The organism is Ruminococcus sp. MCC718 (genome assembly GCF_018783905.1).
Taxonomy (GTDB): Bacteria; Bacillota; Clostridia; order Lachnospirales; family Lachnospiraceae; genus Hominisplanchenecus; species Hominisplanchenecus faecis.
This window is the reverse complement of sequence record NZ_WQNP01000164.1, coordinates 68,664-84,499: the sequence shown is the minus strand read 5'-3', so window position 1 is coordinate 84,499 and position 15,836 is coordinate 68,664. Positions and strand designations below refer to the sequence as shown.

The window sequence follows — 15,836 nt, the reverse complement described above, 5'->3', positions numbered from 1 at the left end:
GCAAAAACAGAAAATCATAGCTGGGATGCCGGAAAAGTCACAACAAAAGCAACCTGCACAGAAGAAGGCGAAAAAACATTTACCTGCAGTATCTGCGGTGATGAAAAAACAGAAAAAGTAAGTGCAACAGGTCATCAGCATACGGAAATCCGCAATAAAAAAGAAGCTACCTGCAAGGAAACAGGCTACAGCGGAGATACCTGGTGCAAAGATTGTGGAAAGAAAATCTTATCCGGTCAGACGATTGCAAAAACAGAAAATCATAGCTGGGATGCCGGAAAAGTCACAACAAAAGCAACCTGCACAGAAGAAGGCGAAAAAACATTCACCTGCAGTATCTGCGGTGATGAAAAAACAGAAAAAGTAAGTGCAACAGGTCATCAACATACGGAAATCTGCAATAAAAAAGAAGCTACCTGTAAAGAAGAAGGCTACAGCGGAGATACCTGGTGCAAAGATTGTGGAAAGAAGATCTTATCCGGTCAGGCGATTGCAAAAACAGAGGATCATAGCTGGAATCAGGGAGAGATTACAAAAGAACCAACCTGTAAAGAGGAAGGTGAAAAAACATTTACCTGCAGTATCTGCGGCAATACAAAAACGGAAAAAGTGAGCACAACGGACCATCAGCATATGGAAATCCGCAATCAGAAGAATCCTACCTGCAAGGAAGCAGGATATAGTGGAGATACTTATTGTGCGGATTGCGGAGTGAAAATTTTCTCCGGTCAGACGATTGCAAAAACAAAGAACCATAACTGGGATGGAGGAGTGATCACAACAGAACCGACCTGTACAGAGCGAGGCGAAAAAACATTTACCTGCACGATCTGCGGAAATACAAATACAAAGAAGGTAAATGCAACAGGACACAGTTATGGAGCATATAAAGTTGTCAAAGAGCCGACAAATAAAAGAAAAGGACTGAAGAGCAAAACTTGCAGTGTATGCGGAAAAATAGTTTATGAGGCCATACCAAAGACAAATTTTTCGCCGACAGATTCTTCAGAGACAAATCCGGATCAGAATCCACAGACAAGCCAGAAAACCACGCGAAAAATCAAACTGAACCGCAGGAAACTGACTTTGAAAAAAGGCAAAAGTTTCAGATTGAAAGTTACGTTAACTCCGGCAGACAGCCAGGATAAGATTACTTACAAGACTTCCAATAAGAAAATTGCGACAGTTAGCAAAACAGGAAAGATCAAAGCAAAGAAAAAAGGAAAAGTAAAGATTACGGTGATTTCCGGCAAGAAGAAAGCAGTTTGCACTGTAAAAGTGAAATAGGTGTAAAGGAAATGGAAATGCTTATGAAAAACAGAAAGTTATATCAGATGTTAGCTGTAACAGCAGGAGTGCTGCTTCTTTCTGGCTGTGGTGCTTCCTCCGCACAGGAAACGGGCATAACATCATCCGATCCGCAGGAACCAACCACAATTTCTGAAGAAACAAAAGCACCAGATAGTACAGAAAGTACAGAAAACACAAAAAGCACAGAAAGTAAAGCATCAGAATCCGAATCTTCGGCTGAGACAGCAGCAGAAACAGAATCTCAGTTGCAGCAATCTGAAATACAGACGCAGCAGACGGATCAGCAGATTTCACGAATCAATTATTATGATGCGGATGGCAAACTGATCTACTACGACAGTTATGCTTATTATGATAACGGTTTATTATGCAGCACTACGCTTCATTCCGTTGATTATTATGACAATGGAAACGGAGAACAGGATTCCTATACGGGCAATGAATATACGTTTCTGTATCTGTATGATGCGGATGGTAATATCAAAACAACGATGCCGGGTTCCCTGACAATTGCAGATAACTACAATGATGAGACGGGGGAATTTGTGCTGGATTATGATTATGATGCGGATGGAAATTCAACACCGCTTATCATTTATCCCAAAGAAGAAAGTATTGAGCAGGAGAAGTTTCATGTGGATCCGTCAAAGACAGAAAGAATCTACGGGGCTGCACCGATTCTTCCGACGCGGGCAGAAAATGGATGGACTTCTTCCTATTTAAATGAAATCTTTTCGCAGGATGCACCAACAGACATGACAGAAGTACGGTTTCTGGATATCAACGACGACGGGCAGCCGGAGCTCTGGCTGGATTATGGATATGGTTATGCAGGCGGAGAAGTATTTACAACGGATGGCGGCACGACGGACAAGGTTTACCTGTCACATGGAGCGGCCTATACAATCCCTGGCAGCAATCTGCTGCATACAACCGGTGGACATATGGGTGGATATTATGACGAGATTTATAAGATTGAAAACGGAAAGTTCGCTACAGTTGCCAAAGGCAGTTATGGGGAAACAGAAGATCAGCAAACGGATGAAAACGGTGAACTGATTTACCGTTATTACTGGAATGGTGAGGATGTGTCAGAAGAACAGTATGAGCAGAACCTGAAAGAACTTTTTGATCAGGATCAGGCGGAGGACATTTATCAGAATATCTATACATTTGAACAGAGCAAGGCACTGCTTCAGCAGATGATGTAAAGATTATGAGTGGAAACACGGATTGTACTTAAAAAAAAACAACAAAAACAGTAAAAAAGCTCTTGCATTTACAAGGGCTTTTTATTATAATAGCCAGTGTTGTGACATTGATAGCGTTGAAGCGTGAGGTTGCTGCGGACTCAAATCGCAGGTTTTCCGTGGAGCGAATGTCAAGTTATAAAACTGGCGACAAGTCACTGTACAATATAGAGAACGTCCGGGTAAGCCGGAAACACCGTGTGAGATTTGAGACACACACGGCATAGTGTACAGTCACCGCTTGTCGTACTGAAACAAAGTGCGAAAAGGAGGCGACTTTTTTATTATGGCAACAAGTCAAGTAATGAGAATCACATTAAAAGCATATGACCATCAGCTGGTTGATGCATCTGCAAAAAAAATCATCGAAACTGTAAAAAAGAACGGATCTAGGGTGAGCGGACCGGTGCCACTGCCAACAAAGAAAGAAGTAGTGACAATTCTGAGAGCCGTACACAAATACAAAGATTCCAGAGAACAGTTTGAGCAGAGAACTCATAAAAGACTGATTGATATCGTAGCACCGACTCAGAAAACAGTTGATGCACTCTCCAGACTGGAAATGCCGGCTGGTGTTTACATCGATATCAAAATGAAAAACAAATAATGAATTTGTTCCGTAAATTATCCTAAAGGGTTGATATAGAAGTAACGCAAGTTCCACTTATATCGATTGTTTGACTAGGATGATTGCACAACACAGTGTAATCCGCTGTAGAAAAACAGGAGGTAAATCAATGAAGAAAGCGATTTTAGCAACAAAAGTCGGAATGACTCAAATCTTCAATGAAGACGGAGTGCTTACTCCGGTAACCGTTCTGCAGGCAGGTCCTTGTGTAGTAACACAGATCAAAACAGTAGAAAACGACGGTTACAGTGCAGTACAGGTTGGTTTTGGCGACAAGAGAGAAAGTCTTGTAAACAAACCAATGAAAGGTCAGTTCAGCAAAGCTGGTGTATCCTGCAAGAGATTCGTAAGAGAGTTCAAATTTGAGAATGCTGAGGATTACAAAGTAGCAGACGAGATCAAAGCTGACATCTTTGCAGCTGGTGATAAGATTGATGCTACTGCAATTTCCAAAGGTAAGGGATTCCAGGGTGCGATCAAGAGACATGGTCAGCACAGAGGACCGATGGCTCATGGTTCTAAATTCCATCGTCATCAGGGTTCAAACGGTGCCTGCTCCGATCCGAGCCGTGTATTCAAAGGAAAAGGAATGCCTGGACAGATGGGAAATAAGAGAATCACCATCCAGAACCTGGAAATCGTAAAAGTTGACGTTGAGAACAATCTTCTCTTGGTTAAAGGTGCAGTACCAGGACCTAAAAAATCTTTAGTGACAATTAAAGAGACTGTAAAATCTGGTAAGTAAGCATTTTCGAAAGGAGGAACACACAGATGGCAAACGTATCTGTTTTTAATATGGAAGGCAATGAAGTTGGCACTATGGAGCTCAACGATGCCATTTTCGGTGCGAAAGTAAATGAGCACCTTGTGCATCTGGCAGTTGTAAGTCAGCTTGCAAACAAACGTCAGGGTACACAGAAAGCAAAAACCCGTTCTGAAGTATCCGGTGGCGGAAGAAAACCTTGGAGACAGAAAGGAACCGGTCATGCAAGACAGGGTTCAACAAGAGCTCCGCAGTGGACAGGCGGCGGAATGGTATTCGCTCCGGTGCCACGTGATTACACAATCAGACTGAACAAAAAAGAAAAAAGAGCAGCTCTGAAATCTGTTCTGACTTCTAAAGTTCAGGAAAACAAATTCATCGTTGTTGATGAACTGAAGTTTGACGAGATCAAGACAAAAGCTATGAAAAATGTTCTGGCAAACCTGAAAGCTGACAAAGCACTGGTTATCCTGAATGACAACGACCAGAACGTAGTTCTGTCTGCAAGAAATATCGAAGGTGTTGAGACAGCTCTGACAAATACCATCAACGTATTTGATCTGCTGAAACACAACACCGTTGTAGTTACAAAAGCAGCTGTAGAAACAATCGAGGAGGTGTACGCATAATGGCAAATGTACAGTACTATGATGTGATCTTAAAGCCGGTTATCACAGAAAAAAGCATGAACGCTATGGGCGACAAAAAATACACCTTTTTTGTTCATCCGGAAGCAACAAAAACTCAGATTAAAGAAGCTGTAGAAAAAATGTTCGAAGGAACAAAAGTAAAAAGCGTAAATACCATGAACATCGACGGCAAGAAGAGAAGACGTGGTATGACAGTCGGAAAAACAGCTAAGAGCAAAAAGGCAATCGTTGCTCTGACAGAGGACAGCAAAGATATCGAAATCTTCCAGGGACTCTAAGATCTGACTTAATCAAACGATATACGCAGGCTAAGCGTGACAATAAATAGTTGAAAGGAGAAACAACAATGGGAATTAAAACATATAACCCATATACACCTTCCAGAAGACAGATGACTGGATCTGATTTCTCTGAAATTACAAAAACGGCTCCTGAGAAAAGCTTGGTAGTATCTCTGAGCAAAAACTCCGGACGTAATAATCAGGGTAAGATCACAGTAAGACACCGCGGAGGCGGAAATAGAAGAAAATACAGACTGGTAGATTTCAAGAGAAAGAAAGATGGAATCGCAGCAAAAGTTATCGGTATCGAATACGATCCGAACAGAACAGCTAATATCGCACTGATCTGCTACGCAGACGGTGAAAAAGCATACATCCTGGCACCGGCCGGACTGAAAGTCGGCATGAAAGTTATGAGTGGTGCTGAAGCAGAAGTAAGACCAGGTAACTGCCTGCCTCTGTCTGCTATCCCGGTTGGTACTATGGTACACAACATCGAACTGTATCCTGGAAAAGGCGGACAGCTGGTTCGTTCCGCAGGAAACGGCGCACAGGTTATGGCTAAAGAAGGAAAATACGCAACACTGCGTCTGCCTTCAGGTGAAATGAGAATGGTTCCGATCAACTGCCGTGCAACCATCGGTGTAGTTGGAAACGGAGAACACAACCTGATCAACATCGGTAAAGCCGGAAGAAAACGTCACATGGGTATCAGACCTACTGTTCGTGGTTCCGTAATGAACCCGAATGACCATCCACACGGAGGTGGAGAAGGTAAGACCGGTATCGGTCGTCCAGGTCCATGCACACCTTGGGGCAAACCTGCACTTGGCTTGAAGACAAGAAAGAAAAACAAACAGTCTAACAAGCTGATCGTAAGAAGAAGAGACGGAAAAGCGCTGAATAATAAATAGGATATAGGAGGTTGAATCCATGGCACGTTCACTGAAAAAAGGACCATTTGCTGATGCAAGCTTACTGAAAAAGGTAGATGCCATGAACGCAGCAGGCAGCAAACAGGTTATCAAAACCTGGTCACGCCGTTCTACAATCTTTCCACAGTTCGTAGGACATACAATTGCTGTTCATGACGGAAGAAAACATGTTCCTGTATATGTTACAGAGGATATGGTTGGACACAAACTCGGAGAGTTCGTAGCAACCAGAACCTACAGAGGACATGGTAAGGACGAGAAAAAATCTGGCGTTCGCTAGAATCGGATAATCAGTCGAAAAGGAGGTTATATCTATGGCTAAAGGACATAGATCCCAGATAAAGAGAGAAAGAAATGCTCAGAAGGACACAAGACCGTCAGCTAAGTTATCTTACGCCAGAGTCTCTGTTCAGAAAGCATGCTTCGTATTGGATGCTATTAGAGGCAAAGATGTTCAGACAGCACTTGGTATTGTAACTTACAATCCAAGATATGCATCTGAGCTGATTGCAAAATTATTAAAATCAGCAATTGCAAACGCTGAAAACAACAACGGTATGAGTGTTGAAAACCTTTATGTTGAGGAATGTTACGCAAATAAAGGACCTACAATGAAGAGAATCAGACCAAGAGCACAGGGCAGAGCTTACAGAATCGAAAAGAGAATGAGCCACATCACCATCGTGCTTAATGAGAAATAGGGAGGTAAAGCATGGGACAGAAAGTTAATCCACACGGCCTGAGAGTCGGTGTTATTAAAGACTGGAATTCTAAATGGTATGCTGAAGCTGACTTCGCTGATTATCTGGTAGAAGATCATAAGATCAGAACATACCTCAAGAAAAAACTGTACAGCGCAGGAGTTGCAAAAATCGAAATCGAGAGAGCTTCTGACAGAGTAAAAGTTATCATTTACACTGCTAAACCGGGTGTTGTTATCGGTAAAGGCGGCTCTGAAATCGAAAAAGTAAAAGCAGAAGCTCAGAAACTCACTTCTAAGAAGCTGATTATCGATATCAAAGAAGTTAAGAGACCGGACAGAGACGCACAGCTGGTAGCTGAGAACATCGCTCTGCAGCTTGAAAACCGTGTTTCCTTCAGACGTGCTATGAAATCTACAATGGGACGTTCTATGAAAGCAGGAGCAAAGGGTATCAAGACTTCCGTATCCGGCCGTCTTGGCGGAGCTGATATGGCTCGTACAGAGTTCTACAGCGAAGGTACTATTCCACTGCAGACATTGAGAGCAGATATTGACTATGGATTTGCTGAAGCAGATACAACTTACGGCAAACTTGGCGTTAAAGTTTGGATCTACAAAGGCGAAGTTCTTCCAACGAAAGGCAATAAGGAAGGGAGCGATAAATAATGTTAATGCCAAAAAGAGTAAAGCGTCGTAAACAGTTCCGTGGCTCCATGGCTGGTAAAGCGCTTAGAGGAAATAAAATTACAAATGGTGAATATGGTCTTGTCGCTTTAGATCCATGCTGGATCAGATCCAACCAGATCGAGGCAGCCCGTGTTGCTATGACTCGTTACATCAAACGTGGTGGTAAAGTTTGGATCAAAATTTTCCCAGACAAACCTGTAACTGCAAAACCAGCTGAAACCCGTATGGGTTCCGGTAAAGGAACTCTGGAATACTGGGTAGCAGTAGTTAAACCGGGCCGTGTAATGTTTGAACTTGCAGGAGTTCCGGAAGAAGTTGCTCGTGAAGCATTACGTCTTGCTATGCATAAATTACCTTGCAGATGTAAGATCGTTGCCAAGGCAGATTTAGAAGGCGGTGATAACAGTGAAAATTAATAAGTATGTAGAAGATTTAAGAACGAAATCAGCTGCAGAATTGAATGAAGAATTAGTAGCTGCTAAAAAGGAACTCTTCAACCTGAGATTCCAGAACGCAACAAATCAGTTGGACAATACAAGCAGAATCAAAGAAGTTCGCAGAAACATTGCAAGAATCCAGTCCGTTATTACAGAGAAAGCTGAATAATCAACGGTAACATTCTGCTAGAAAGGAGCAATGGTTAAAGATGGAAAGAAATCTTAGAAAAACTCGTGTCGGCAAGGTCGTAAGCAATAAGATGGATAAAACAATCGTAGTTGCTATCGAAGAGCATGTAAAACATCCGCTTTACAAAAAGATCGTGAAAGACACATATAAATTAAAAGCACATGATGAAAACAACGAGTGCAGCATTGGTGATACAGTAAAGGTTATGGAAACAAGACCGCTGTCCAAGGACAAGAGATGGAGACTTGTTGAAATCGTCGAAAAAGTGAAATAGTATATAGGAGGTATATCAGCATGATCCAGCAGGAAAGTAGACTGAAGGTGGCTGATAACACTGGTGCAAAAGAGATTCTGTGTATCAGAGTTATGGGCGGATCTACCAGAAGATATGCAAGCATTGGTGATGTAATCGTAGCTACGGTTAAAGATGCAACACCAGGCGGTGTTGTTAAAAAAGGTGATGTTGTAAAAGCAGTAGTTGTTCGTACAGTTAGAGAAACACGCCGTAAGGATGGTTCCTACATCAGATTCGATGAGAACGCTGCAGTTATTATTAAAGATGACAAAACTCCAAGAGGAACCCGTATTTTTGGACCAGTAGCCAGAGAGCTTCGTGAAAAACAGTTTATGAAAATTGTTTCACTGGCTCCGGAAGTATTATAAGGAGGTACCAGATGTCAGCTTATAAAATTAAAAAAGGTGATACCGTTAAAGTAATCGCCGGTAAAGATAAAGATAAAGAAGGCAAAGTAATCGCAGTTGACACAAAGAACCACAGAGTTCTGGTTGAAGGTGTAAACATGGTTACAAAGCACACAAAACCGTCAGCAGCTAACCAGCAGGGCGGAATCGTTGAAACAGAAGCTTATATCGCAGTTTCAAACGTAATGTACCTGCACAAAGGTCAGCCGACAAGAATCGGATTCAAGATGGACGGAGACAAAAAAGTTCGTTTTGCCAAGAAAACTGGCGACGTAATTGATTAATTGAGAGAGGAGGTCGCAAAAGTTGAGTAGACTGAAAGAGAAATACCAGAACGAGATCGTAGACGCATTAATGAAAAAATTCGGATACAAGAACATCATGGAAGTTCCGAAGCTTGACAAAGTTGTTATCAACATGGGTGTTGGCGAAGCAAAAGAAAACGCTAAACTTCTGGAAGCAGCTGTAAAAGATATGGAAACCATTACTGGTCAGAAAGCAGTTCTGACAAGAGCTAAAAACTCCGTTGCTAACTTTAAAATCCGTGAAGGCATGCCAATCGGATGCAAAGTAACACTGCGCGGCGAAAAAATGTATGAGTTCGTAGACCGCCTCATCAACCTGTCACTGCCACGAGTACGTGACTTCAGAGGTGTAAATCCTAATGCATTTGACGGCAGAGGTAACTATGCTCTGGGTATCAAAGAACAGTTAATTTTCCCTGAAATCGAGTATGATAAGGTCGATAAGGTAAGAGGTATGGATGTTATTTTCGTAACAACTGCCAAGACAGATGAAGAAGCTCGCGAATTATTAACTCAGTTCAACATGCCGTTTGCAAAATAGTTAGGAGGGAAATTTCATGGCTAAGACAGCAATGAAAATCAAACAGCAGCGTAAACAGAAATTCTCCACAAGAGAATATAACCGTTGCAGAATTTGTGGTCGTCCACACGCATACTTAAGAAAATACGGAATCTGCAGAATCTGCTTCCGTGAACTGGCTTACAAGGGAGAGATCCCAGGCGTTAAAAAAGCAAGCTGGTAAGATAAATAATGCCCTGCAGCTTACGCAGGAATCAATAAACTGTAGGATATACCAAAAAGATTCACCGGCAAAGGGAATTCAGGCATGTAATGTGCTTGTTATTCCGGCGGTGATGCGGTATACTGACAGTGTGTACCGTATAAAAATACATGTAAAGTCTGAGAAGAGGAGGAAACTTACATGACAATGAGCGATCCAATCGCAGATATGCTTACAAGAATCCGTAACGCAAACACTGCTAAACATGACACAGTAGATGTACCGGCTTCCAAAATGAAAATTGCTATCGCAAACATTCTGGTAGACGAAGGATACATTAAAAAATACGATCTGGTAGAAGATGGTATCTTCAAAACAATCCATATTGAACTGAAATATGGTGTTGACAAAAACGAAAAAGTTATCACAGGTATCAAGAGAATCTCCAAACCTGGTCTTCGTGTATACGCAGGTAAGGATGAACTGCCAAGAGTACTGGGCGGACTGGGTATTGCAATCCTGTCTACAAACCAGGGCGTTATCACTGACAAAGAAGCTCGTAAACTTCAGGTAGGTGGAGAAGTTCTGGCATTCGTTTGGTAAGCATTGAGCACTTAGCGAAAACAAGCGTCAGCGTAGTTTGAGGTTAGTGCGAAAGCCCTTCCCGAACCTTAACGAGTACAAACCGCAAGGTGCAGTACGAGTTTAGTTGAGGGAAGATTCATTTCGAATAGATAGAACAGTAATTTACTGAAAACAGAGAGGACACAGGGTCCTTTCCGAAAATTTAAGTAAGGAGGAAAGATACATGTCACGTATCGGAAGAATGCCGGTAGTTATCCCGGCTGGTGTAACAGTTGATATTGCAGAAGGCAATAAAGTTACAGTTAAAGGTGCAAAAGGAACTCTGGTAAGAGAGTTACCTGTTGAAATGGAAATCAAGATCGAAGATGGTCACGTAGTTGTTACAAGACCGAACGATTTAAAGAAGATGAAATCCCTGCATGGTCTGACAAGAACACTGATCCACAACATGGTAGTTGGTGTAAGCGAAGGCTATGAAAAAGTTCTGGAAGTTAACGGTGTTGGTTACAGAGCTCAGAAACAGGGTAAAAAACTGGTACTGTCCCTTGGATATTCTCATCCGGTAGAGATGGAAGATCCGGAAGGACTTGAGACAACAGTTGACGGAAACAAGATTGTTGTTAAAGGTATCAGCAAAGAAAAAGTTGGCCAGTACGCAGCTGAAATCAGAGAAAAGAGAGCACCGGAACCTTACAAGGGTAAAGGTATTAAGTATGCTGATGAAGTAATCAGACGTAAAGTTGGTAAGACTGGTAAGAAATAATTAAGGAGAGTGTGAAAATGGTTAGCAAAGAATCAAGAACAAAAATTCGTGAGAAAAAGCACAGAAGACAGCGTAACCGTTTCAGTGGTACAGCTGAAAGACCACGTCTGGCTGTGTTCAGAAGTAATAATCATATGTATGCTCAGATTATTGACGATACAGTTGGAAACACTCTTGTATCTGCCTGCACACTGCAGAAAGATGTAAAGGCAGAGCTGGAAAAAACCAATAACGTTGATGCTGCAGCATATCTTGGAACAGTAATTGCAAAGAAAGCTTTAGAGAAGGGCATCACCACTGTTGTCTTCGATAGAGGCGGCTTCATTTATCAGGGTAAAGTCAAAGCATTAGCAGATGCAGCTAGAGAAGCTGGTCTTGAATTCTAGGACAAGGAGGAAGAACGATGAAACATACACTTATCGATGCCAGTCAGTTAGAGCTGAACGAAAAAGTTGTATCTATTAAACGAGTTACAAAAGTTGTTAAGGGCGGACGTAACATGCGTTTCACAGCTTTAGTAGTTGTAGGTGACGGCAATGGACACGTTGGAGCAGGTCTGGGTAAAGCAGCTGAAATTCCGGAAGCGATCCGCAAAGGAAAAGAAGATGCAGCAAAGAAACTGATCAAAGTTGACCTGGATGAAAATGCAAGTATTCCACATGATTATACAGGAAAATTCGGCGGTGCTTCCGTACTGCTGAAGAGATCCCCGGAAGGTACCGGAGTTATCGCCGGTGGTCCGGCACGTAACGTACTGGAAATGGCTGGTATCAAAAACATCCGTACAAAATCTCTGGGATCTAACAACAAACAGAACGTAGTTCTGGCTACAATGGAAGCTCTGAAGAGCCTGAAGAGTCCGGAAGAAGTAGCAAGACTTCGCGGCAAATCTGTTGACGAAATTCTGGCATAAGGAGGATTTGAAAAATGGCAGATACATTAAAAGTTACTTTAGTAAAATCCCCGATTTCCGCAAAACCGAAGCATCGTGCAACGGTTGAGGCTCTGGGACTTAGAAAACTGAACAAGACAGTTGAACTGCCGAACAATGCTGCAACACTGGGTATGGTAAAGCAGGTTCAGCATCTGGTAAAGGTAGAAGAAGCGTAAATCAATATAGGAGGTGTCGAAATGGATTTATCTAATTTAAAGCCTGCTGCAGGTTCTACACATAACGATAATTTCCGTCGTGGACGTGGACATGGTTCAGGAAACGGAAAAACAGCTGGTAAAGGCCACAAAGGTCAGAAGGCACGTTCTGGTGCACCAAGAGTAGGATTTGAAGGTGGACAGATGCCGCTGTACAGACGTATCCCGAAGAGAGGTTTCACTAACAGAAACTCCAAGGATATCGAAGCTGTAAACGTAAGTGCATTAGAGAGATTTGACAATGATACAGAAGTTACCATTGCAACTCTGATTGAAGCCGGTGTGATCAAAGACGCAAAAGACGGCGTTAAAATCTTAGGAAACGGAGAACTGACCAAAAAGCTTACTGTTAAAGTAAACGCTTTCAGCGAAGGCGCAAAAGCTAAGATAGAAGCACTCGGTGGAAAAGCAGAGGTGATCTAATGTTTCAAACATTGCGTAATGCATTTAAGGTAAAAGATATTCGTTCAAAAATCTTTTACACCTTTTTAATGCTGGTAGTGGTAAGGCTGGGTTCCCAGCTGCCAATACCTGGCGTTGACAGATCTTACTTTGCAAACTGGTTCTCACAGCAGGTGGGAGATGCATTCAACTTCTTTGATGCATTTACCGGTGGATCTTTTGAAGAGATGTCAATTTTTGCATTAAATATTACCCCTTACATTACGTCATCCATCATTATTGAACTTCTGACGATCGCAATCCCGAAACTGGAAGAGATGCAGAAGGATGGCGAAGAGGGAAGAAAAAAACTGACAGCTATCACACGTTATGTGACCGTAGGTCTGGCTCTGCTGGAAAGTATCGCCATGGTTATCGGATTTGGCCGTCAGGGACTTATTCCGGATATGACAGCCATGAACGTTATCACAGTTGTTGTATCTCTGACTGCAGGTTCCGCATTCCTGATGTGGGTTGGTGAGAGAATTACAGAAAAAGGCGTTGGAAATGGTATTTCTATCGTCCTGATGATCAACATTCTGTCCCGTGTTCCGAGCGACATCACAACACTGTATGAGACATTTATAAAACCGCAGACGGTTGCCAAAGGTGCTCTTGCAGCTGTGATTATTCTTGCAGTTATCGTTGTTACCGTAGTGCTGGTTATCCTGCTGAACGGTGCAACAAGAAATATTCCGGTTCAGTACGCAAAGAAAATGCAGGGAAGAAAAATGGTTGGCGGTCAGTCATCCAGCATTCCTCTGAAAGTAAATACAGCAGGTGTTATTCCTGTTATCTTTGCTTCTTCTCTGATGTCCATGCCATCTATCATTGCGGCATTCATGGGAAGAGGAAACGGAAATGGTATCGGATCCAAGATTTTGAAAGGATTAAGCCAGCAGAACTGGTTTAGTCTGTCAAATCCAGTTTATACACTGGGATTTGTCCTGTATGCGGTTATGATCGTATTCTTCGCATATTTCTATACTTCTATCACCTTCAACCCGATTGAAGTAGCAGACAATATGAAAAAACAGGGTGGATTTATCCCGGGTATTCGTCCGGGTAAACCGACTCAGGATTATCTGGAGAAGATCCTGAACTACATTATCTTTATTGGAGCTATTGGACTTCTGATCGTCTGCACGATCCCAATCGTATTCAATGGTGCTTTTGGAGCTTCCGTATCTTTCGGAGGAACATCCATCATCATTATCGTTGGCGTTGTGCTTGAAACATTAAAGCAGATTGAGTCCCAGATGCTTGTACGCAATTATCGAGGATTCTTGAGTGAATAAAAGTGTGCGTCTCATCTGCCAGATCGTTAAGATCTTGACAGATGAGATTGCGCACTAAACTGCGTTATGGGAAAAATTAAAAATGTTGCTTAAAACAGCATTTACATAAAAAGCGAAATGGGGGTATTTTACTATGAAAATCATTATGTTAGGTGCACCTGGTGCAGGAAAAGGAACACAGGCAAAAAAGATCGCGGCAAAATATGAGATTCCGCATATCTCTACAGGAGATATTTTCCGTGCCAATATCAAAAACGGTACAGAGCTTGGAAAGAAAGCGAAAACTTATATGGATCAGGGACTGCTTGTTCCGGATGAACTGGTAGTGGATCTAGTAGTGGACAGAGTTCAGCAGGCAGACTGTGCAAAAGGTTATGTACTGGACGGATTCCCGAGAACCATTCCTCAGGCAGAAGCACTGGATGCAGCACTTGCGAAACTGAACGACAAAATTGACTATGCGATCAACGTTGAAGTACCGGATGACAACATCATTAACCGTATGGGCGGCAGAAGAGCATGCGTTGGCTGCGGAGCTACTTATCATGTAGTATTTAACGCACCGAAGCTGGAAGATACCTGCGATTCCTGCGGCGAAAAACTGATTCTGCGTGATGATGACAAACCGGAAACCGTTAAGAAACGTCTGGATGTATACCATGAACAGACTCAGCCATTGATTGATTACTATAAGAAGGCCGGAGCACTGCGTGAAGTTGACGGCACAGTTGATATGGAAGATGTATTCCAGGCAATTGTTAAGGTGTTAGGAGAGTAAAAAAGATGTCAGTATCAATAAAATCTGCACACGAAATCGAACTTATGAGAGAATCCTGCAGGAGACTTTCCATTGTTCATAAAGAACTGGAAGAGGCAATCAGACCGGGGATTTCTACTTTGGATATTGACCGACTGGGCGAAAAACTGATCAGAAGCCTTGGCGGTATTCCAAACTTTCTTCATTATAATGGCTATCCTGCTTCTATCTGCGTTTCTGTAAACGATGAAGTTGTGCATGGTATTCCAAGCAAACATCGTATTCTGCAGGAAGGCGATATCGTAAGTCTGGATGCAGGTCTGATCTACAAAGGATTTCATTCCGATGCAGCCAGAACCCATGCAGTCGGCAAGGTATCACCGGAAGCACAGAAGCTGATGGATGTGACAAAACAGAGTTTCTTTGAAGGAATCAAATACGCAAAAGCCGGTCATCATTTAAATGAGATCGGAGCTGCAATCGGAGATTATGCAGAAAGCTTTGGTTACGGAGTTGTAGAAGAGCTTTGCGGACACGGAATCGGACGCAGCCTGCATGAAGATCCGGAAATTCCAAACTTCAGACAGAAGAGACGCGGAATCAAACTGGTTCCAGGTATGACACTGGCAGTAGAGCCAATGATCAACATGGGACGAAAAGATGTCTACTGGAAAGACGATGACTGGACAGTTGCAACAGAAGACGGTCAGTATTCAGCACATTATGAGAACACGATCCTGATTACCGACGGTGAGCCGGAAATCCTGACCTTATACAGAGAGTAAGGAGAAATCATGGAACAGATAATGTGCGGGATGCTTGCCCGCTCAAAGGCCGGACATGATGCGAAAACTTTGTATCTGGTCTGCCGGACAGAAGGAGATTTTGTTTACCTCTGTGATGGGCGACTGAGAAAGTTTGACAGTCCAAAGAAAAAGAATAAGAAACATATCCAGATTATTCATAAAATTCCGGAAGCACTGGCAAACTGGAATGGAGAAGCATTGAGAGATGAGAAAATCAGATCAATTCTGAAAGATTATAAAATGAAGGAGGTTCACGATGTCGAAAGCAGATGTAATTGAGGTGGAAGGAACAGTACTGGAGAAACTGCCAAATGCAATGTTCCGTGTAGAACTGGAAAACAAACATGTGGTACTGGCTCATATCAGCGGTAAGCTGAGAATGAACTTTATCCGTATCCTTCCGGGTGACAAAGTAACAGTAGAAATGTCTCCGTATGACCTGTCAAAAGGACGTATTATCTGGAGAGATAAAT

28 protein-coding genes are annotated in these 15,836 nt (G+C 42.5%); all 28 read left to right on the top strand.

All coding sequences use genetic code 11. The features are described from left to right. The coding region (locus tag GPK60_RS13400) for an Ig-like domain-containing protein (protein ID WP_215660644.1) at positions 1–1,287 on the top strand (1,287 nt) is incomplete at its 5' end. A gap of 23 nt (positions 1,288–1,310) precedes the next feature. Continuing rightward, entirely contained in the window at positions 1,311–2,522 is a 1,212-nt protein-coding gene (locus GPK60_RS13395; protein ID WP_215660635.1) for a hypothetical protein, read from the top strand. A gap of 325 nt (positions 2,523–2,847) precedes the next feature. Continuing rightward, a complete protein-coding gene (rpsJ, locus tag GPK60_RS13390; protein WP_022119162.1) occupies positions 2,848–3,168 on the top strand; it encodes a 30S ribosomal protein S10 in 321 nt (106 codons plus the stop codon). 130 nt (positions 3,169–3,298) lie between these two features. Continuing rightward, complete coding sequence (gene rplC, locus GPK60_RS13385) at positions 3,299–3,934, top strand: 50S ribosomal protein L3 (protein ID WP_147632276.1); 636 nt, start codon at positions 3,299–3,301, stop codon at positions 3,932–3,934. A gap of 26 nt (positions 3,935–3,960) precedes the next feature. Then, entirely contained in the window at positions 3,961–4,581 is a 621-nt protein-coding gene (gene rplD, locus GPK60_RS13380; protein ID WP_022119160.1) for a 50S ribosomal protein L4, read from the top strand. After that, entirely contained in the window at positions 4,581–4,880 is a 300-nt protein-coding gene (gene rplW, locus GPK60_RS13375; protein ID WP_022119159.1) for a 50S ribosomal protein L23, read from the top strand. Before rplD ends, rplW begins: the two co-directional genes overlap by 1 nt. Positions 4,881–4,948: 68 nt before the next feature. Beyond that, positions 4,949–5,797, top strand: coding sequence for a 50S ribosomal protein L2 (rplB, locus tag GPK60_RS13370; RefSeq protein WP_173896026.1), 849 nt, complete (start codon positions 4,949–4,951; stop codon positions 5,795–5,797). A gap of 19 nt (positions 5,798–5,816) precedes the next feature. Then, positions 5,817–6,098: a 30S ribosomal protein S19 gene (rpsS, locus tag GPK60_RS13365; protein ID WP_022119157.1), complete on the top strand. Its 282-nt coding sequence runs from the start codon at positions 5,817–5,819 to the stop codon at positions 6,096–6,098. Positions 6,099–6,132: 34 nt separating this feature from the next. Then, a complete protein-coding gene (gene rplV / locus GPK60_RS13360) occupies positions 6,133–6,519 on the top strand; it encodes a 50S ribosomal protein L22 (protein ID WP_022119156.1) in 387 nt (128 codons plus the stop codon). An 11-nt stretch (positions 6,520–6,530) separates the two neighbouring features. After that, the gene (gene rpsC, locus GPK60_RS13355; protein ID WP_022119155.1) at positions 6,531–7,187 is read left to right on the top strand and encodes a 30S ribosomal protein S3; all 657 of its coding nucleotides are present in this window, start codon (positions 6,531–6,533) and stop codon (positions 7,185–7,187) included. Continuing rightward, positions 7,187–7,624 (top strand): 50S ribosomal protein L16, encoded by a 438-nt coding sequence (gene rplP / locus GPK60_RS13350; RefSeq protein ID WP_022119154.1) that lies wholly within the window; start codon positions 7,187–7,189, stop codon positions 7,622–7,624. Before rpsC ends, rplP begins: the two co-directional genes overlap by 1 nt. Continuing rightward, entirely contained in the window at positions 7,614–7,814 is a 201-nt protein-coding gene (gene rpmC, locus GPK60_RS13345) for a 50S ribosomal protein L29 (RefSeq protein WP_022119153.1), read from the top strand. The genes rplP and rpmC overlap by 11 nt, the downstream gene beginning before the upstream one ends. A gap of 40 nt (positions 7,815–7,854) precedes the next feature. Further along, a complete protein-coding gene (rpsQ, locus tag GPK60_RS13340; protein ID WP_022119152.1) occupies positions 7,855–8,109 on the top strand; it encodes a 30S ribosomal protein S17 in 255 nt (84 codons plus the stop codon). 20 nt (positions 8,110–8,129) lie between these two features. Beyond that, positions 8,130–8,498 carry a 50S ribosomal protein L14 gene (gene rplN, locus GPK60_RS13335; RefSeq protein ID WP_022119151.1) on the top strand — a complete coding sequence of 123 codons (369 nt, stop codon included), beginning with the start codon at positions 8,130–8,132 and terminating at the stop codon, positions 8,496–8,498. An 11-nt stretch (positions 8,499–8,509) separates the two neighbouring features. After that, positions 8,510–8,821: a 50S ribosomal protein L24 gene (rplX, locus tag GPK60_RS13330; protein WP_022119150.1), complete on the top strand. Its 312-nt coding sequence runs from the start codon at positions 8,510–8,512 to the stop codon at positions 8,819–8,821. 22 nt (positions 8,822–8,843) lie between these two features. Beyond that, complete coding sequence (gene rplE, locus GPK60_RS13325; protein ID WP_022119149.1) at positions 8,844–9,383, top strand: 50S ribosomal protein L5; 540 nt, start codon at positions 8,844–8,846, stop codon at positions 9,381–9,383. A 16-nt stretch (positions 9,384–9,399) separates the two neighbouring features. Further along, on the top strand, positions 9,400–9,585 hold the full coding sequence (locus GPK60_RS13320) for a type Z 30S ribosomal protein S14 (RefSeq protein WP_022119148.1): 186 nt from the start codon (positions 9,400–9,402) through the stop codon (positions 9,583–9,585). A 180-nt stretch (positions 9,586–9,765) separates the two neighbouring features. After that, the gene (rpsH, locus tag GPK60_RS13315; RefSeq protein WP_022119147.1) at positions 9,766–10,167 is read left to right on the top strand and encodes a 30S ribosomal protein S8; all 402 of its coding nucleotides are present in this window, start codon (positions 9,766–9,768) and stop codon (positions 10,165–10,167) included. 205 nt (positions 10,168–10,372) lie between these two features. Next, complete coding sequence (gene rplF, locus GPK60_RS13310) at positions 10,373–10,912, top strand: 50S ribosomal protein L6 (RefSeq protein ID WP_022119146.1); 540 nt, start codon at positions 10,373–10,375, stop codon at positions 10,910–10,912. Positions 10,913–10,929: 17 nt separating this feature from the next. Next, positions 10,930–11,298, top strand: a complete 369-nt coding sequence (rplR, locus tag GPK60_RS13305) for a 50S ribosomal protein L18 (RefSeq protein WP_022119145.1) — start codon at positions 10,930–10,932, stop codon at positions 11,296–11,298. 17 nt (positions 11,299–11,315) lie between these two features. After that, positions 11,316–11,825, top strand: coding sequence for a 30S ribosomal protein S5 (rpsE, locus tag GPK60_RS13300; protein ID WP_022119144.1), 510 nt, complete (start codon positions 11,316–11,318; stop codon positions 11,823–11,825). Positions 11,826–11,839: 14 nt separating this feature from the next. Continuing rightward, positions 11,840–12,022, top strand: coding sequence for a 50S ribosomal protein L30 (gene rpmD / locus GPK60_RS13295; RefSeq protein ID WP_022119143.1), 183 nt, complete (start codon positions 11,840–11,842; stop codon positions 12,020–12,022). 21 nt (positions 12,023–12,043) lie between these two features. Beyond that, complete coding sequence (rplO, locus tag GPK60_RS13290; protein ID WP_022119142.1) at positions 12,044–12,484, top strand: 50S ribosomal protein L15; 441 nt, start codon at positions 12,044–12,046, stop codon at positions 12,482–12,484. After that, positions 12,484–13,800, top strand: a complete 1,317-nt coding sequence (secY, locus tag GPK60_RS13285; RefSeq protein ID WP_147632279.1) for a preprotein translocase subunit SecY — start codon at positions 12,484–12,486, stop codon at positions 13,798–13,800. The genes rplO and secY overlap by 1 nt, the downstream gene beginning before the upstream one ends. A gap of 133 nt (positions 13,801–13,933) precedes the next feature. Beyond that, entirely contained in the window at positions 13,934–14,578 is a 645-nt protein-coding gene (locus GPK60_RS13280; RefSeq protein ID WP_022119140.1) for an adenylate kinase, read from the top strand. 5 nt (positions 14,579–14,583) lie between these two features. Further along, positions 14,584–15,342 (top strand): type I methionyl aminopeptidase, encoded by a 759-nt coding sequence (gene map, locus GPK60_RS13275; RefSeq protein ID WP_022119139.1) that lies wholly within the window; start codon positions 14,584–14,586, stop codon positions 15,340–15,342. Positions 15,343–15,351: 9 nt separating this feature from the next. Continuing rightward, entirely contained in the window at positions 15,352–15,642 is a 291-nt protein-coding gene (locus GPK60_RS13270; protein ID WP_022119138.1) for a KOW domain-containing RNA-binding protein, read from the top strand. Continuing rightward, positions 15,620–15,836 (top strand): translation initiation factor IF-1 (infA, locus tag GPK60_RS13265; protein ID WP_022119137.1); only part of this gene is annotated, 217 nt, incomplete at its 3' end. The genes GPK60_RS13270 and infA, both read left to right, overlap by 23 nt.

Bases quoted from the DNA above. Each gene is read 5' to 3' on its own strand.
- rpsQ (WP_022119152.1), top strand. From the start codon at position 7,855: ATGGAAAGAAATCTTAGAAAAACTCGTGTCGGCAAGGTCGTAAGCAAT.
- rpsJ (WP_022119162.1), top strand. From the start codon at position 2,848: ATGGCAACAAGTCAAGTAATGAGAATCACATTAAAAGCATATGACCAT.
- rpsH (WP_022119147.1), top strand. From the start codon at position 9,766: ATGACAATGAGCGATCCAATCGCAGATATGCTTACAAGAATCCGTAAC.
- GPK60_RS13270 (WP_022119138.1), top strand. From the start codon at position 15,352: ATGGAACAGATAATGTGCGGGATGCTTGCCCGCTCAAAGGCCGGACAT.
- secY (WP_147632279.1), top strand. From the start codon at position 12,484: ATGTTTCAAACATTGCGTAATGCATTTAAGGTAAAAGATATTCGTTCA.
- rpsC (WP_022119155.1), top strand. From the start codon at position 6,531: ATGGGACAGAAAGTTAATCCACACGGCCTGAGAGTCGGTGTTATTAAA.
- rplO (WP_022119142.1), top strand. From the start codon at position 12,044: ATGGATTTATCTAATTTAAAGCCTGCTGCAGGTTCTACACATAACGAT.
- rpmD (WP_022119143.1), top strand. From the start codon at position 11,840: ATGGCAGATACATTAAAAGTTACTTTAGTAAAATCCCCGATTTCCGCA.
- rplD (WP_022119160.1), top strand. From the start codon at position 3,961: ATGGCAAACGTATCTGTTTTTAATATGGAAGGCAATGAAGTTGGCACT.
- rplP (WP_022119154.1), top strand. From the start codon at position 7,187: ATGTTAATGCCAAAAAGAGTAAAGCGTCGTAAACAGTTCCGTGGCTCC.
- rpsE (WP_022119144.1), top strand. From the start codon at position 11,316: ATGAAACATACACTTATCGATGCCAGTCAGTTAGAGCTGAACGAAAAA.
- GPK60_RS13395 (WP_215660635.1), top strand. From the start codon at position 1,311: ATGAAAAACAGAAAGTTATATCAGATGTTAGCTGTAACAGCAGGAGTG.
- rpsS (WP_022119157.1), top strand. From the start codon at position 5,817: ATGGCACGTTCACTGAAAAAAGGACCATTTGCTGATGCAAGCTTACTG.
- GPK60_RS13280 (WP_022119140.1), top strand. From the start codon at position 13,934: ATGAAAATCATTATGTTAGGTGCACCTGGTGCAGGAAAAGGAACACAG.
- rplV (WP_022119156.1), top strand. From the start codon at position 6,133: ATGGCTAAAGGACATAGATCCCAGATAAAGAGAGAAAGAAATGCTCAG.
- rplW (WP_022119159.1), top strand. From the start codon at position 4,581: ATGGCAAATGTACAGTACTATGATGTGATCTTAAAGCCGGTTATCACA.
- map (WP_022119139.1), top strand. From the start codon at position 14,584: ATGTCAGTATCAATAAAATCTGCACACGAAATCGAACTTATGAGAGAA.
- rplC (WP_147632276.1), top strand. From the start codon at position 3,299: ATGAAGAAAGCGATTTTAGCAACAAAAGTCGGAATGACTCAAATCTTC.
- rplB (WP_173896026.1), top strand. From the start codon at position 4,949: ATGGGAATTAAAACATATAACCCATATACACCTTCCAGAAGACAGATG.
- rplF (WP_022119146.1), top strand. From the start codon at position 10,373: ATGTCACGTATCGGAAGAATGCCGGTAGTTATCCCGGCTGGTGTAACA.
- rplN (WP_022119151.1), top strand. From the start codon at position 8,130: ATGATCCAGCAGGAAAGTAGACTGAAGGTGGCTGATAACACTGGTGCA.
- rplR (WP_022119145.1), top strand. From the start codon at position 10,930: ATGGTTAGCAAAGAATCAAGAACAAAAATTCGTGAGAAAAAGCACAGA.
- rplX (WP_022119150.1), top strand. From the start codon at position 8,510: ATGTCAGCTTATAAAATTAAAAAAGGTGATACCGTTAAAGTAATCGCC.
- GPK60_RS13320 (WP_022119148.1), top strand. From the start codon at position 9,400: ATGGCTAAGACAGCAATGAAAATCAAACAGCAGCGTAAACAGAAATTC.